The sequence below is a fragment of the Lichenicoccus sp. genome, assembly GCF_965276875.1.
Classification (GTDB): Bacteria; Pseudomonadota; Alphaproteobacteria; order Acetobacterales; family Acetobacteraceae; genus Lichenicoccus.
The window spans coordinates 1,531,609-1,545,449 of the sequence record NZ_OZ255701.1 but is presented as its reverse complement, the minus strand read 5'-3'; the positions used below and the strand labels follow the sequence as shown (position 1 = coordinate 1,545,449).

Sequence of the window (13,841 nt, the reverse complement as noted above, 5' to 3'; positions counted from 1 at the left end):
TCGGAACAGCCAGCGTCTCCGGAAACCCGAGACCTGATAAGGCTCAGGATGCGTCGCTTGGAGGCTGGCGTATCGGCGCCGTAGGTGCCGGAGGGTGGCTCAACCCAGTTGCCCACGGGAAAGAACAGCGATCGCACACCAGTGGAATGCCAGAACGTCTTGATCAGTGCGCGTTGGCCCAGTTCGTGCCAATTCCGGTTTCAACGACGAGCGGAACGGTAAGGCTTGCGGCCCCTTCCATGACCTGTCGGAGTAAGGCGCAGAGCGGCTCGGCTTCGGCGTCGGGCGCCTCAAACAGCAATTCGTCGTGGACCTGCAGCAGCATGCGCGCACTCAGACGCGCCTCGCGCAGTGCGGCGGGCATGCGCACCATGGCACGCTTGATAATGTCGGCGGCACCGCCTTGCAGCGGGGCGTTGCTGGCCTGGCGTTCGGCGTAGCCGCGGCGGCCCGGGTTCTTGTCGGCGATGCCCGGCACCCAGCAGCGCCGGCCGAAAGGGGTTAGCACGAAGCCGTGCGTGCGGGCCTCCTCGCGGGTGCTGTCCATGTAGGCGCGGATACCGGGGTAGCGGGCGAAATAGGCGTCGATATAGGCGCGCGCCTCACCGGGTGGAATGCCGAGTTGCCGGCCCAGGCCGAAGGCGCTGATGCCGTAGATGATGCCGAAATTGATCGCCTTGGCGCGTCTTCGGGTGAGCGGATCCATGCCGTCGATCGGCACGCCGAACACTTCGCTCGCGGTGCGGGCGTGGATGTCCTGGCCGGTGGCGAAGGCGTCGCGCAGGGCTGGGATGTCGGCGACATGGGCCAGCAGGCGCAGCTCGATCTGCGAGTAATCGGCGGAGACCAGAACATGGCCGGGGGCGGCGATGAAGGCGCGGCGTATGCGGCCGCCCTCCTCGGTACGGATCGGGATGTTCTGCAGGTTGGGCTCGTTCGAGGAGAGCCGTCCGGTGGTGGTGATCGCCATCTGGAACGAGGTGTGGACGCGGTGGCTTATGGGGTTGATTTCGTCGACGAGGGCGTCGGCGTAGGTTGATTTCAGCTTTGCGAGCTGGCGCCAGTCGAGGATCCGCGCCGGCAGCGTGTGGCCTTGTTCGGCGAGCGACTGCAGCACCGACGAGTCCGTGCCCCAGGCGCCGGTCTTCATGCGTTTGCCGCCGGGCAGGGCCATCTCATCGAACAGGATTTCGCCGAGCTGCTTGGCGCTGCCGAGATTGAAGGGGCGGTTGGCGAGGGCGTGGATCTCGGTTTCCATCGTCGCCATGCGGGCTGCGAAATCGGCGGACAGACGGCGCAGCTCGGTCGCGTCCACGGCGATCCCGGTCTGCTCCATGTCGGCCAGCACGCGGACGAGCGGCCGTTCGAGCTGTTCGTAGAGGGCCAGTGCGCGGTTTGGCGCGAGCAACGGGCGCAGCGTCTGCCATAGCCGCAGGGTGACGTCGGCATCCTCGGCGGCGTAGTCGGTGGCGCGTGCGAGCGGCACACGCGCGAAGCTGATGCGGTTGCGCCCGGTGCCGGTCACCTGGTCGTAGGTGGTCGGCGTGTGGCCGAGATGACGCGCGGCCAGTTCGTCCATGCCGTGGCCGTGGCTGCCGGCCTCCATGGCGTAGGAGATCAGCATGGTGTCGTCGACCGGGCTGGCGCGTGGGGCGCCGGCACGTTCGAGCACCAGCAGGTCGAACTTGGCGTTGTGGAAGATCTTCAGCGTGCCGGGGTCGGTGAGGAGTGGGGCGAGGACGGCCAGTGCGGCAGCGGTGTCGAGCTGGGCGCTCACCGGGTTTTCCAGGTCGCCTTCATGGCGTAGCGGCACGTAGCAGGCGCGGCCGGGCGCGGTCGCGAGCGAGAAGCCGACCAAGGCCGCGCGCATTGGATCGAGCCCGTCGGTCTCGGTGTCCAGCGCGCAGGTGCCGGCGCTGCGTGCCGCGTCGATCCAGCCGCTTAGTGCGTCGAGAGTGGTGACGGTCTCGTAGCTGCCGAACGCCGTGCCCTGGGTCGGAGCGGGCGGCGGCTCCGCGGGTGTTGGGGCGTCAAGGCCAAGGCGCTGCTGGATCGAGCGAAAGCCCATCGCGCTTAGCCAGGCGGCGAGACGCGGCGGATCGGGCTCGGCCATGACGAGCTGCGCGATCGGCAGCGGCAGCGGCGCGTCGTCGCGCAGGATCACAAGCCGGCGCGACAGCCGAGCCGCCTCGGCATGCGCGATCAGGGCGTCGCGCCGCTTCGAGGGCTTCATTGCCGGGGCGGCGGCGAGGATCGCCTCGAGGTCCCCGAACTCGGCGACGAGGCTGCTCGCGTTCTTCGGGCCGATGCCGGGCACGCCGGGCACGTTGTCGACGGGATCGCCCATCAGCGCCTGCACCTCGACGACCTTGTCGGGTGCCACGCCAAACTTCTCGCGCACCTCGGTAGCCCCAATCGGCTTTTGCTTGATCGGATCGAGCATGCCGACATTCGGTCGGATCAACTGCATCAGGTCCTTGTCGGACGAGACGATGGTGCAGCGGCCGCCGGCTTCGTCGATGGCGCGCGCGTAGGCGGCGATCAGGTCGTCCGCCTCCCAGCCTTCGAGCTCGATGGACGGGATGCCAAACGCCGCCGTTGCCTCGCGCACCAGGGCGAATTGCGGCACCAGTTCCTCGGGCGGCTCCGGCCGGTGTGCCTTGTAGTCGGCGTAGAGGTCGTTGCGGAACGTCTGTCTGCCGGCATCGAAGATCACTGCCAGGTGGGTGCCGACATGATCGCGCAGGAAGCGGGCAATCATGTTGGTGAAGCCGAATACGGCGTTGACCGGAACGCCGTCCGCCCTGGTCATCGGCGGCAAGGCATGGAAGGCGCGGAAGATGAACCCTGAGCCGTCGATCAGGACCAGATGGGCGTCGCGCAGGGTGGTTGAGTTCTCAGTGTCCAGAGTCGCTGCTCTCTTGGGCCAGAGGGTCGAGCACGTAGAGACGCGAGCAATATGGGCAGAAGGTCTGCTTCTCGACGATCCGCAGCCAGACACGCGGATGGCCGAGCGCGCCGCCATCGCCATCACAGGCGACCACGCGGCTGGTCACCACCAGTGTCTCGACTTCGCCAAGTTGCGGAGTAGGAGTGGACGCGCCGAAGGCCATGCTGGGGTCCGGATGAGTGCAAGGAGGCGGGATGATACGCAGGCCGGGTGCATTTTCATACCTCCCCCTGTTCCTGGCCGTCTGCCTGGCACTGGCCGGCTGCACAAACGGTGTGCCGCTTCATCGGTCCGTGATCGTGATAACCGCGCCGGATCGGCGCCTGGTGCCGCCGGACCTGGTCTGGACGCTGTCGGATGGTGCCCGTATTCCGCTGCGTGTCTGGCCGGGGAAGCGTCCGGTGCGCGCGGTGGTGCTGGCGTTGCACGGCATGGACGATAGCCGCGACGCCTTCGAGATCCCCGGCCCGATGCTGGCCGTGCGCGGCATCGCGGTCTATGCGCCGGACCAGCGCGGCTTCGGTGAGGCGCCTGACCGGGGGCGTTGGCCGGGGACTGGCCGGCTGGTGTCGGACGCGGCGGAGATGGTCAGCCTGGCGGCGCGCACGCATCCTGGCCTGCCGGTCTATGTGATGGGTGAGAGCATGGGTGGGGCAGTGGCGATGTGCCTGGCGGCACGGCGCGACCGGCCGCCTATCGCCGGCTTCGTGTTGCTGGCGCCGGCGGTCTGGAGCAGCACCGAAATGAGCCCGCTCCTGACCGCCTCGCTCTGGGCGGCCGCGACGTTTGCGCCGGATTGGCACCTGACCGGGCGCAATTTGCCCTTCAAGGTGCAAGCGAGCGACAATATCGCGGCCCTGGTGCGCCTGTCCTACGATCCGCTGACATTGACGTCGACCCGGACGGGGGCGTTGCGCGGGCTGGTGCATCTGATGACGCGCGCGGCGGCGTGTGCCCCGCATATGCGCGGCCGTGTGCTGATCGGCTATGGCGCGCATGACGACCTGGTGCCACCGGCGGCAATGGCGGCGAGCTGGGCCGCGCTGCCGGCGGGGGCACGGCGCGCCTATTATGCGCACGGCTATCATCTGCTGCTACGCGACCATGATCGCGCGCAGGTGATCGATGATATGGTGGCGTGGATGTCGTCAGCCGGCCGGGCGTTGCCCTCCGGCGCGGACGTGGCGGCCGCTGCCTGGGTCGCGGGCGCGCCCTGGGACGCCGCGGTGCCGGCGCTGTTGCCGGCCAATCTCGATGATCTTGCCGACGGCGGGTGAGCCGGCGGCTTGGCAGGCGGCGCGGTTCACGATAAGCACGGCCTTGCCGGACCCGTAGCTCAGCTGGATAGAGCGTCGCCCTCCGAAGGCGAAGGCCGAAGGTTCGAATCCTTTCGGGTCCGCCAAGCTGACGCACTTCGCTACAGAACGGGTGACGTTCGCCACATTTTGAGCCCATTGCATGGTTTAGCTTCCTCCGCGAAAGCGAAGGGAATGCAGGATATGGGATCATTATGGACCGTTGCTCTGGTCATGGCCTCGGTGCTGTTGCTGGGCATCGGCATCATCGCGCTCGTCGGTCTGCTCGACCGTGACGTCGAGGAGCAAACCGACGGCGGCGATGATCCCGCGCGCTGGGTCAATATCGTTTGAGGGCGGTGTCGCAACGGCGATACATTGTTATGCTGGCTGCATCGTGCCTGGCTCTGAGCTGCTGTTCGACGTCAGCGCCTGTGCACCATGACAGCCCGTTCTACCTGGCTCCCGCCGACAGCGTGCGCGCTCCGGACGCGCCGGCTTCCAGTGCGTTGCCGTCGCACGCACGCCGGGCGGGCGGTGGCAGCGTGCAGGGTGGGTTCGGCGGCGGCATGTAGCAGCGGCGCCTCAATTTCTGCGCCAGTCTCATCGTTATTCTGTCGAACTAAAGAGTTGGACCGGTGCAAGGATCCCTATTCGCCGGCCCCATCTTTTACTAAAACAGGCTGCGGCAAGCGCGCAGCCGCGTTTGTGACGATGACGTTGCGACGCAGCATCGAGAATGAGGCATACGGGCCATGAGCGACATCATACGGCAGCCGCTGCACTATCTGGAGGAGTCGGCAACCGGGCTGCCTGCGGACGTGCAACAGCAGCCGCTGAAGCCCGACGCCCACATCGTCATCAAGCCGAACAGCGCCGGCGCCAACCTGCTCTGTCCGCGCTGCGGCAACAGCTATCTGCATCATCGCGGCGTCGTGACCTACGATCGCAGCGAGGACGCCGAGACGGTGCTGAAGACCAGCGTGGGCGTCGGCAAGACCACCGTGCACCTGGTGGCACAGGTCGAATCCGGCAACCCGAGTTCGCGCCGCGATGGGCTGGTGATCCAGTTCTGGTGCGAGAATTGCGGCGGCGGCGATGACGGCAGCAGCGTCATCGAGCTGACCCTGGCCCAGCACCAGGGCGAGACTGAAGTCGCCTGGCGGTTCACCCCCATGCAGCCGGGCGACTGAGCGGCTGCATCGCCTGCTTCATCTTTGTCGCAGCACCACTGCAACCCGCGCGGGTGCCGTGTGTTACTGTCCCGCTTTCTGGACGGTAACGAAAAGGTGCGCGCACCATGGTGGGGACCTACCTGATCACCGGTGGGGCGGGGTTCATCGGCCGCTATTTATGCGAAGACCTGCTCTCGCAGGGTCATCGGGTCCGGGTGCTGGACGCGCTCATCGAACAGGTGCACGAGGTCGGGGCCCCTATCGTCCCACGGGGCGTTGACTTCTTTCATGGCGACATGCGCGACCCGGGCCTAATCGATCGGGCACTGGCCGGCGTCGACGGTGTGTTCCATCTCGCCGCCGAGGTTGGTGTCGGTCAGAGCATGTATGAGATCGCCCGCTATGTCGGAGCCAACGATCTCGGCACCGCGGTGTTGCTGGAGCGGCTGATCGCGCAGCCAATCAGGCGGCTGGTGGTCGCCTCCTCGATGAGCGTCTATGGCGAGGGGATGTATCGCCGTGCCGACGGATCCAGCGACGGTGCCGTCCGGAGGGTCGTGCGCGAGGGGTCCACGCAGTGGGACCCGCGCGACGAACAGGGTGCTGCCCTGGTTCCGGTGCCGACCGACGAGACCAAGCCGGTTGATCTTGCCTCCGTTTACGCGGTGACCAAGTTCGTCCAGGAGCGCAACAGCCTGATCGTCAGCCGCGCCTACGGCATGGAGGCCGTGGCACTGCGTCTGTTCAACGTGTTCGGCCCTGGGCAGGCGCTGTCCAACCCCTACACCGGGGTGCTTGCCAATTTTGGCGCGCGGCTGCTCAACCACCAGCGGCCGCTGGTGTTCGAGGATGGCGCCCAGCGACGCGACTTCGTGCATGTCCGCGACGTCGCCCGCGCCTTCCGGCTGGCGATGCTGGCGCCGGACGCGGCCGGGCACGTGATCAATATCGGCAGCGGCCGCTCCTACACGATCGGGCGGATCGCCCATATGCTGGCCGACGCCATGGGGGTGCCGGAGCTGGCGCCGACCCTGCTCGGCAAGGCGCGCGCCGGCGACATCCGGCATTGTTTTGCCGATATCGGCAAGGCGCGCGCCCTGCTCGGCTTCTCGCCCGAACATGCCCTGGAGGACAGCATCGACGAATCGGCCGCCTGGATACGAAGCTGCAACGCGCCCGATCGCGGCGAGCATGCGCGCCGACAACTCGAGGCGCGCGGGTTGATGGCATGAGGCGCATGGCGGCTCCCATCGTCGTGCTCGGCGGGGCCGGGTTCATCGGCAGCAATCTTGCGGACTCCTTCCTCGCCGAAGGCCGCGACGTCGTGGTGTTCGACAGCCTTGAGCGGCCCGGCGTGGAGCGCAACCTGGCATGGCTCGCCGACCGGCACGGCGCGCGGATGCATCCCATGGCGGCAGACATCCGCGACCGTGCGGCATTGCGCGAGGCGGTGACGGGTGCCAGTGCCGTGTTCCATCTCGCGGCCCAGGTCGCGGTGACCTCCAGCCTCGCCGATCCGCGCCATGATTTCTCGGTCAACGCCGAGGGCACGCTGAACGTGCTGGAGGCGGTGCGCCATCATGCGGCAAACGCGCCGGTGGTGTTTGCCAGCACCAACAAGGTCTATGGCCCGCTCGCCGATGTCGCGGTGGTCGATGTGGCCGGCAGTTTGCTGCCGCGTAACGAGGCGCTGCGTGAATTCGGGGTAGCCGAGAGCCGGCCGCTCGATTTCTGTACGCCGTATGGCTGCTCGAAGGGGGCCGCGGACCAGTATGTGCGCGACTATGCGCATTCCTTCGGTCTGCGCACCGCGGTCCTGCGTATGAGCTGCATCTACGGGCCGCGCCAGTTCGGCACCGAGGACCAGGGCTGGGTGGCGCATTTCCTGATCCGGGCCCTGCGCCACGAGGCGATCACCATTTTCGGCAACGGCCGGCAGGTGCGCGATATCCTGCATGTGGATGACGCGGTATCGGCCTACCGCGCCGTGCTCGCCAATATCGACACTCTCAGCGGCCAGGCCTGCAATCTCGGCGGCGGTCCCGACAACGCGGTCAGTCTGGGGAGTGTGCTCGCCGAGATCGAGGCACTGCTCGGCCGGCCGGTCGCGACCGACCACGCGCCCGCGCGCCAGGGCGATCAGCCCTATTTTGTCGCGGACACCAGACGCCTGCGCTGCGCGATAGGCTGGCGGCCGCGTATCGCCTGGCGCGACGGCCTGCGCGACCTCGCGGACTGGCTGCGCACCGACCTGGCCTTGCCGGATCGTGCGCGCGCGAAGCGGGCGCTGGCGTGAAGGTCGCTTTGGTCAACCCGCTTTGGCGTTATGACGGCAGCATCTATTTCGGCTGCCGGGCGCCGCATCTGCCGCTCGAACTCGGCTATGCGCAGGCCCGGCTGGCGCAGGCAGGCCATGCGACTTTGTTGCTGGACGGACATTTGTTCGACCGCGCCGACGCGTCGCTGTGCGACGAGATCGCGCAGTTCGGCGCCGAGATGACGGTGGTCGCCACCGCGCCGACCTATCTGTTCTGGCGTTGCGCGCCGCCGGAGCTGCGCGTGCCGGCATCGTTTCTGCGCACCCTCGGGCGGCGCGGCGGCCGCACGGTGGCGATCGGGCCGCACGGCTCGGTGACGCCGGAGGCCGCGTTGCGCAAGCTCGGCGTCGACGCGGTGGTGCGCGGCGAGAGCGAAGAGGTGGTGGCCGCCCTGGCCGCGACCGCGGACTGGTCGCGGGTCGACGGCGTCGGCGTGCTCGAAGGCGGCGAGCTCCGCCTGCGCGGCGAACCGGCGGCGAGCCGCTTCATCGATGCGTCGGCGCTGCGTTGGCCGGACGACTGGATCGCGCGCCATACGCATCACCACCACCGTTTCGATCAGCCGCAACGCGGGTTCGGCGCCGAGGTCGAGGCGTCGCGCGGCTGTCCCTATGACTGTAGCTTCTGCGCCAAGATCGATTTCCGCGACCGCTACCGCAAGCGCGATCTGGCGGTGCTGCTGCGCGAGATCGACGGGCTAATCGGCCAGGGCGTCGGCTATCTGTACTTTATCGACGAGATCTTCCTGCCGCGCTTGGATCTGCTCGAGGCGCTCGCCGCGCGCGACGTGCGGTTCGGCATGCAGACCAGGATCGATCTGTGGAAGCCGGAGCAGTTGGCGCTGCTGGGAGAGGCCGGCTGCGTCTCGATCGAGGCCGGTATTGAAAGCCTGACCCGAGAGGGCAGGGCCGCACTCGCTAAGCGTTGCCGGCTTGGGACGGAGGATCTGGCGCAGTTGCTGCTCACCGCCCGGCGGCATGTTCCGTTCGTGCAGGCGAACCTGATCGGCATGGAGCAGGACAGTCAGGACGAGGTCGCCTATTGGCGCAACCGGCTCAATGCAGGCGGCGTCTGGGCCAACGAGCCGGTGCCGATCTATCGCTATCCGAGTTCGCCGAGCTACCGCGCATTATGGGGCGCGCCGGACGCGCAGGCCTGGGAGCGCGCGCATGCGCATTATCTCGGCAGCTTCGCGCAATTCAGCGACATCCAGGACGAACGACCGCTGCCGCTTGCGGATCTGGAAATCGGATGCCGCGACGGGTGCTGATGACGGTGGACGGGGTTGGCGGTGTCTGGCGCTACGCGCTCGATCTCGCGCACGGTCTGGCCGGACGCAATGTTGCCTGCCGATTGCTCGGGCTCGGGCCACGCTCGGACGCCGATCCGGAAGGCGTTGATCTGGTCTGGACCGATCTGGCGCTCGACTGGTTGACTGAGGACGAGGCGGCGCTGGATGGCATTGCCGCGCGTCTCGCGGCCGAGGCACGGGTATTTGACGCGGACTTGCTGCATCTGAATGTCGCCAGCCAGGCGGCCGGGCTCACACGCACGCTGCCGGTCGTCGTCGTGGCGCATTCCTGCGTGCCGACCTGGTGGCGCGCGGTGAAGGACTCCCCGTGGCCGTCCGCGTGGGCCTGGCAGCCGCGTCGCAACCGCGACGGTCTCGATCGGGCCGATGCCACCGTCGCGCCGAGTGCCAGCCACGCGGCGGCGCTGGCGGCGGTCTATGGGCCGCTCGAAGGGCTGCATGTGGTTTATAACGCAACCGATGCCGCTTCGTGCGACGCCCCCAAGCAGCCGTTCGTGCTGGCCGCCGGGCGCTGGTGGGACGAGGGCAAGGATGCCGCCACGCTCGACCGCGCCGCACATGCGTCGGTCTGGCCGGTGCGCATGGCCGGCGCGCGGCGCGGACCCAGCGGCGAGACAGTCGTCACCGCGCATGCCGAGGCGCTGGGATCGTTGCCGCCCGAGAGGCTGCGCGCGCTGATGCAAGAGGCCGCGATCTTCGTCTCGACGTCGCGCTACGAGCCGTTCGGGCTCGCGGTGCTGGAGGCGGCGTCACACCATGCCGCCCTCGTGCTGGCCGACATACCGAGCTTTCGCGAACTCTGGCGAGAAGCCGCTCTGTTCGTGCCGCCCGGGCATGCGGACGGCTTCGCCGACGCGATCGCAACCCTGGCCGGTGATCCGGGGCTGCGACGTCGGCTGGCACTCGCGGCCGGCGCGATCGCGCGCGAGTTCGCGCCAGTGCGTCACCTGAATGGCGTCCTCGCGGCCTACGACGCGGCCACCGCCCGGCATCGCGCGCGCGGCTGAACGCGCCTGGTCATGCACTTCGTCCTCTACACCCATTCGCTGCGATCGGACTGGAACCACGGCAACGCGCATTTCCTGCGCGGCGTGCTGCGGGCGTTGCAGGCGCGCGGCCATACGACGCTGGCGCTTGAACCCGAGCGCGGCTGGAGCCGTGACAATCTACTGGCCGACCAGGGGGACGCGGCGCTCAAGCGGTTCGACCAGGATTTCCCCGAGCTCGCGGTGAAGTCCTATGGCGACGGCTTTGACCATGCCGCGGCACTGGAGAGCGCGGATGTTGTCATCGTGCATGAATGGACCGATCCCGTCCTGGTGGCGCGGCTTGGCGTTCTGCGCCGGCAGGGCGGTATCCGGGCGCTATTGTTTCATGACACCCATCATCGCGGTGTCTCTGCGGCCGGCGCGATCGAAAGCCTTGCTCTCGACCATTACGACGCGGTGCTGGCCTTCGGCGAGAGCCTGCGCGCGCGATACGTGCAGGCCGGCTGGGGCCGTCGCGTGTTCACCTGGCATGAGGCGGCCGACACAAGCCTGTTCCGGCCGCTCGCGGGTGAGCCGCCGGTGCGCGACCTGATCTGGATCGGCAATTGGGGCGACGGCGAGCGCGCCCGCGAACTGGAGACCTTCCTGATCGAGCCGGCGCGCCGCCTCGGCCTTCGGGGTACCGTGCATGGGGTTCGCTATCCGGCCGCGGCGCGCGCCTTGCTGGACGACTCGCCGCTCGACTACGCCGGCTGGATCGCCAATGCCGCGGCACCCGTGGCGTTTGCGCGGCATCGGATGACCGTGCATGTGCCGCGGCGGCCCTATGTGGAGTCGCTGCCCGGGATCCCGACGATCCGCATGTTCGAGGCGCTGGCCTGCGGCATTCCGCTGGTCAGCGCGCCGTGGGACGATTGCGAGGGCTTGTTTCGCGCGGGCTTGGACTACCTGCGGGCGGGCGATGCGGACGAGATGACCGCATCGCTGCGTCTGCTGCGCGACGACCCGGCCTATGCCGCGGAGCTCGCCTGCAGTGGGCTCGCGACGATCCGAGGGCGGCATAGCTGCACGCACCGGGCCGGCGAACTGCTCGACATCCTCGCCGCGTGTGGTCTGCCATGAAGATCGCACTCTACGGGTCCAGCCTGCTGTCTGCCTACTGGAACGGGGCCGCGACCTATTACCGTGGGATCCTGCGGGCGCTGGCAGCGCATGGCCACGCGATCAGCTTTTTCGAGCCGGACGCCTTCGACCGGCAGAGCCATCGCGACATCGCGCCGCCGGACTGGTGCCGGGTCGTGGTCTATCCGGCGACGACGCAGGGCGTGCGCGCGGCATTGGCGCAGGCCGGCGCCGCCGATGTGGTGATCAAGGCGAGCGGTGTCGGCTATGCCGACGAGGCGCTGCTGGCTGGTGTGTTGGATTGCGCACATGCGCTCAAGGTGTTCTGGGACGTGGATGCGCCGGCGACCTTGGCCGATCTCGCCGCGGGTCCAGGGCATGTGCTTCGCCGGGCGCTGCCGCAACTCGACCTGGTGCTCACCTATGGCGGCGGCACGCCGGTGCAGCGCGCCTATGCGGCTCTCGGCGCGCGTGCCTGCGTGCCGATTTACAATGCGCTGGATCCCTCCACCCATCATCCGGCGCCGGCAGAGGCACGGTTCCGCGCCGATCTGACCTTTCTTGGCAACCGGCTGCCGGATCGCGAGGCCCGGGTTGAGGCGTTCCTGCTCGGTCCGGCGGCGAGCCTGTCGCATTTGCGTTTTCTGCTCGGCGGCTCCGGCTGGGCCGATCGGGAGGTGCCGGCCAATGTTGCGCGGATTGGCCATGTGCCGACCTCGGAGCATAATGCGCTGAACGCGAGTGCGCGGATGGTGCTCAATATCAGTCGCGCCGACATGGCGGCGACCGGGTTCTCGCCGGCGACACGGCTGTTTGAGGTCGCCGGCGCCGGCGCCTGCCTGATCAGCGACGACTGGGCGGGTCTGGAGCTGTTCCTGACACCGGGACGCGAGGTGATCGCGGTGCGCGATGGTGCGGACGTGATCGAGGCGCTTTGCAGCATGACGCCGGCCGAGGCGGCGCGGATCGGTGCCGCCGGACGCGCGCGCATCCTGGCCGAGCACACCTATGATCGCCGCGCCGTCGAACTCGACGCTGTGCTGCGGCGCCTGGCAGGGCCGCGATGAGACGCACGCTGGATATTGTGGTGCTCGGGCTGTCGCTCAGCTCGTCCTGGGGCAATGGCCATGCCACCACTTGGCGGGCTTTGTTGCGCGGGCTCGCAGCAGCCGGCCATCGGGTGTTGTTCCTGGAGCGCGAGGTGCCCTGGTATGCCGCGCACCGCGATCTGACGGATCCGGATTTCTGCGAGCTGGCCTTCTACGACGGGCTGGACGCGCTGCACGGCCGCTTCGCCGAACGGATACGCGATGCGGACGCTGTGCTGGTCGGCTCCTACGTGCCGGACGGGATCGCGGTGCTGGACCTGGTGCTGGCGTGTGCCCGCGGAGTGCGCGCGTTCTATGACATCGACACCCCGGTGACACTGGCGGCGCTGCGTCGGGGTGATTGCGCCTATCTGGCAGCGGCGCAGATCGCGCGGCTGGATGTGTATCTGTCGCTCAGCGGCGGCCCGACCTTGCGGCACCTAGCGGAACAGTACGGTGCGCGCCGGCCGCGCGCGTTCTACTGCGCCGTCGACGAGCAGCGCTACCGGCCCGAGACGCAAGCCGCGCGCTGGGACCTCGGCTATCTCGGCACCTACAGCCCGGACCGCCAACCGACGCTGGACCGGCTGCTGTTGGAACCTGCCCGCAGGCTGCCGCACCGGCACTTCGTAGTCGCCGGCTCGCAATACCCAAACGACATTGTCTGGCCGGCGAATGTCGAGCGGATCGAGCATCTGCCGCCGGTGTCGCACACGGGTTTCTATGCGGCGCAGCGTTTCACCCTGAACGTCACCCGTGCCGACATGATCGCCGCCGGCTGGTCGCCAAGTGTGCGGCTGTTCGAGGCGGCGGCGTGTGCCACCCCGATCATTAGCGATCGCTGGGAAGGGCTGACCGAGCTGTTCCCCGAAGATGAGGCCGTGTTGATCGCCGATGCCAGCGAGGACGTTGTCCGCAGCCTGGTGTCACCGGGCGATGCCGAGCGATGTCTGATCGGGGAGAGGGCGAGGGCAATCGTTCTGGCCGGCCATACCGGCAGCGCCCGCGCACAGGCGCTGGAAGACATTGTGGCGGAGGTTGCTCAGGCGATCGCGTAGAGCAGGTCGCGTCGGTAGGTCTCGACCAGCTCGGCGAAGACAAGCCGGTCACTGCCATGAGTGAGGATCGCGCGATTGCAGAACAGCCGCTCCGGGATCTCCAGCCGACCACCTGTCGCTTTACACGCCTCTGGTCGAAACAGAAGCACGCTGGAGACGGTTTGCCGTTCAAAGTCGAGTGCCGCCGCGGCCTTGCCGAAAGGCGTATCGGTTTGATCAAGCAGGTGGTTCATCACCGGGGTCAGGCGTGCCGGCAGATACCAGTTCTCCGCCTCCGACAGCACAAGCGGCCCGTAAAGCAGTCTGACACGCCGGTAGTGCCACGGTTGGGAGTCTGCGCGGGGAAGATTATCGGGCGAGGCACCTGTTGCGGCGCCGCGTTCCACGATGGCGCGTACGCCAGATTCGATGCCGGGATGGTGGCGCCGGCACCAGCGTTCGAGGGTCAGGGTGGCGCTCGGACAATTCAGCAGATCGTGTCGGAGATGCTGTATTTGGGCCACCAAGGCGTCGCGCGCTGCCCTGCTGTCTGGC

The 13,841-nt window shown here is 68.0% G+C and carries 13 protein-coding genes and 1 tRNA gene; 11 read left to right on the top strand and 3 right to left on the bottom strand.

All coding sequences use genetic code 11. The features are described from left to right. Positions 1 to 163: 163 nt before the first annotated feature. Together polA and ACQY4K_RS07520 are read right to left on the bottom strand one after the other, a co-directional pair. Positions 164 to 2,908 (bottom strand): DNA polymerase I, encoded by a 2,745-nt coding sequence (polA, locus tag ACQY4K_RS07525; RefSeq protein WP_428396019.1) that lies wholly within the window; start codon positions 2,906 to 2,908, stop codon positions 164 to 166. After that, positions 2,898 to 3,113 carry a zinc-finger domain-containing protein gene (locus tag ACQY4K_RS07520; protein ID WP_428394826.1) on the bottom strand — a complete coding sequence of 72 codons (216 nt, stop codon included), beginning with the start codon at positions 3,111 to 3,113 and terminating at the stop codon, positions 2,898 to 2,900. The genes polA and ACQY4K_RS07520 overlap by 11 nt, the downstream gene beginning before the upstream one ends. A gap of 130 nt (positions 3,114 to 3,243) precedes the next feature. Between ACQY4K_RS07520 and ACQY4K_RS07515 the strand changes: the two genes are divergently transcribed. The 11 genes from ACQY4K_RS07515 to ACQY4K_RS07465 all read left to right on the top strand — a co-directional run bounded on the left by ACQY4K_RS07515 (position 3,244) and on the right by ACQY4K_RS07465 (position 13,307). Beyond that, positions 3,244 to 4,227, top strand: a complete 984-nt coding sequence (locus ACQY4K_RS07515; protein ID WP_428394824.1) for an alpha/beta fold hydrolase — start codon at positions 3,244 to 3,246, stop codon at positions 4,225 to 4,227. A gap of 48 nt (positions 4,228 to 4,275) precedes the next feature. Continuing rightward, positions 4,276 to 4,352 (top strand) — tRNA-Arg (locus tag ACQY4K_RS07510). A gap of 327 nt (positions 4,353 to 4,679) precedes the next feature. After that, positions 4,680 to 4,820, top strand: a complete 141-nt coding sequence (locus tag ACQY4K_RS07505) for a hypothetical protein (RefSeq protein WP_428394822.1) — start codon at positions 4,680 to 4,682, stop codon at positions 4,818 to 4,820. Between the two features lie 180 nt (positions 4,821 to 5,000). Beyond that, positions 5,001 to 5,438, top strand: a complete 438-nt coding sequence (locus ACQY4K_RS07500; RefSeq protein WP_428394820.1) for a hypothetical protein — start codon at positions 5,001 to 5,003, stop codon at positions 5,436 to 5,438. A gap of 107 nt (positions 5,439 to 5,545) precedes the next feature. Further along, positions 5,546 to 6,652 carry an NAD-dependent epimerase/dehydratase family protein gene (locus ACQY4K_RS07495; protein WP_428394818.1) on the top strand — a complete coding sequence of 369 codons (1,107 nt, stop codon included), beginning with the start codon at positions 5,546 to 5,548 and terminating at the stop codon, positions 6,650 to 6,652. Between the two features lie 5 nt (positions 6,653 to 6,657). Continuing rightward, positions 6,658 to 7,716 carry an NAD-dependent epimerase/dehydratase family protein gene (locus tag ACQY4K_RS07490; protein ID WP_428394816.1) on the top strand — a complete coding sequence of 353 codons (1,059 nt, stop codon included), beginning with the start codon at positions 6,658 to 6,660 and terminating at the stop codon, positions 7,714 to 7,716. Next, positions 7,713 to 9,008 (top strand): TIGR04295 family B12-binding domain-containing radical SAM protein, encoded by a 1,296-nt coding sequence (locus tag ACQY4K_RS07485; protein ID WP_428394814.1) that lies wholly within the window; start codon positions 7,713 to 7,715, stop codon positions 9,006 to 9,008. The genes ACQY4K_RS07490 and ACQY4K_RS07485 overlap by 4 nt, the downstream gene beginning before the upstream one ends. Next, positions 8,990 to 10,057, top strand: coding sequence for a glycosyltransferase family 4 protein (locus ACQY4K_RS07480; protein WP_428394812.1), 1,068 nt, complete (start codon positions 8,990 to 8,992; stop codon positions 10,055 to 10,057). Before ACQY4K_RS07485 ends, ACQY4K_RS07480 begins: the two co-directional genes overlap by 19 nt. A 12-nt stretch (positions 10,058 to 10,069) precedes the next feature. Next, on the top strand, positions 10,070 to 11,161 hold the full coding sequence (locus ACQY4K_RS07475; protein WP_428394810.1) for a CgeB family protein: 1,092 nt from the start codon (positions 10,070 to 10,072) through the stop codon (positions 11,159 to 11,161). Further along, complete coding sequence (locus ACQY4K_RS07470) at positions 11,158 to 12,228, top strand: CgeB family protein (protein ID WP_428394808.1); 1,071 nt, start codon at positions 11,158 to 11,160, stop codon at positions 12,226 to 12,228. The genes ACQY4K_RS07475 and ACQY4K_RS07470 overlap by 4 nt, the downstream gene beginning before the upstream one ends. Further along, positions 12,225 to 13,307, top strand: coding sequence for a CgeB family protein (locus tag ACQY4K_RS07465; protein ID WP_428394806.1), 1,083 nt, complete (start codon positions 12,225 to 12,227; stop codon positions 13,305 to 13,307). The genes ACQY4K_RS07470 and ACQY4K_RS07465 overlap by 4 nt, the downstream gene beginning before the upstream one ends. Here ACQY4K_RS07465 and ACQY4K_RS07460 read toward each other — a convergent pair. Beyond that, the gene (locus tag ACQY4K_RS07460) at positions 13,292 to 13,810 is read right to left on the bottom strand and encodes a hypothetical protein (protein WP_428394804.1); all 519 of its coding nucleotides are present in this window, start codon (positions 13,808 to 13,810) and stop codon (positions 13,292 to 13,294) included. The two genes, ACQY4K_RS07465 and ACQY4K_RS07460, sit on opposite strands and share 16 nt — an antisense overlap. Between the last annotated feature and the right edge of the window lie 31 nt (positions 13,811 to 13,841).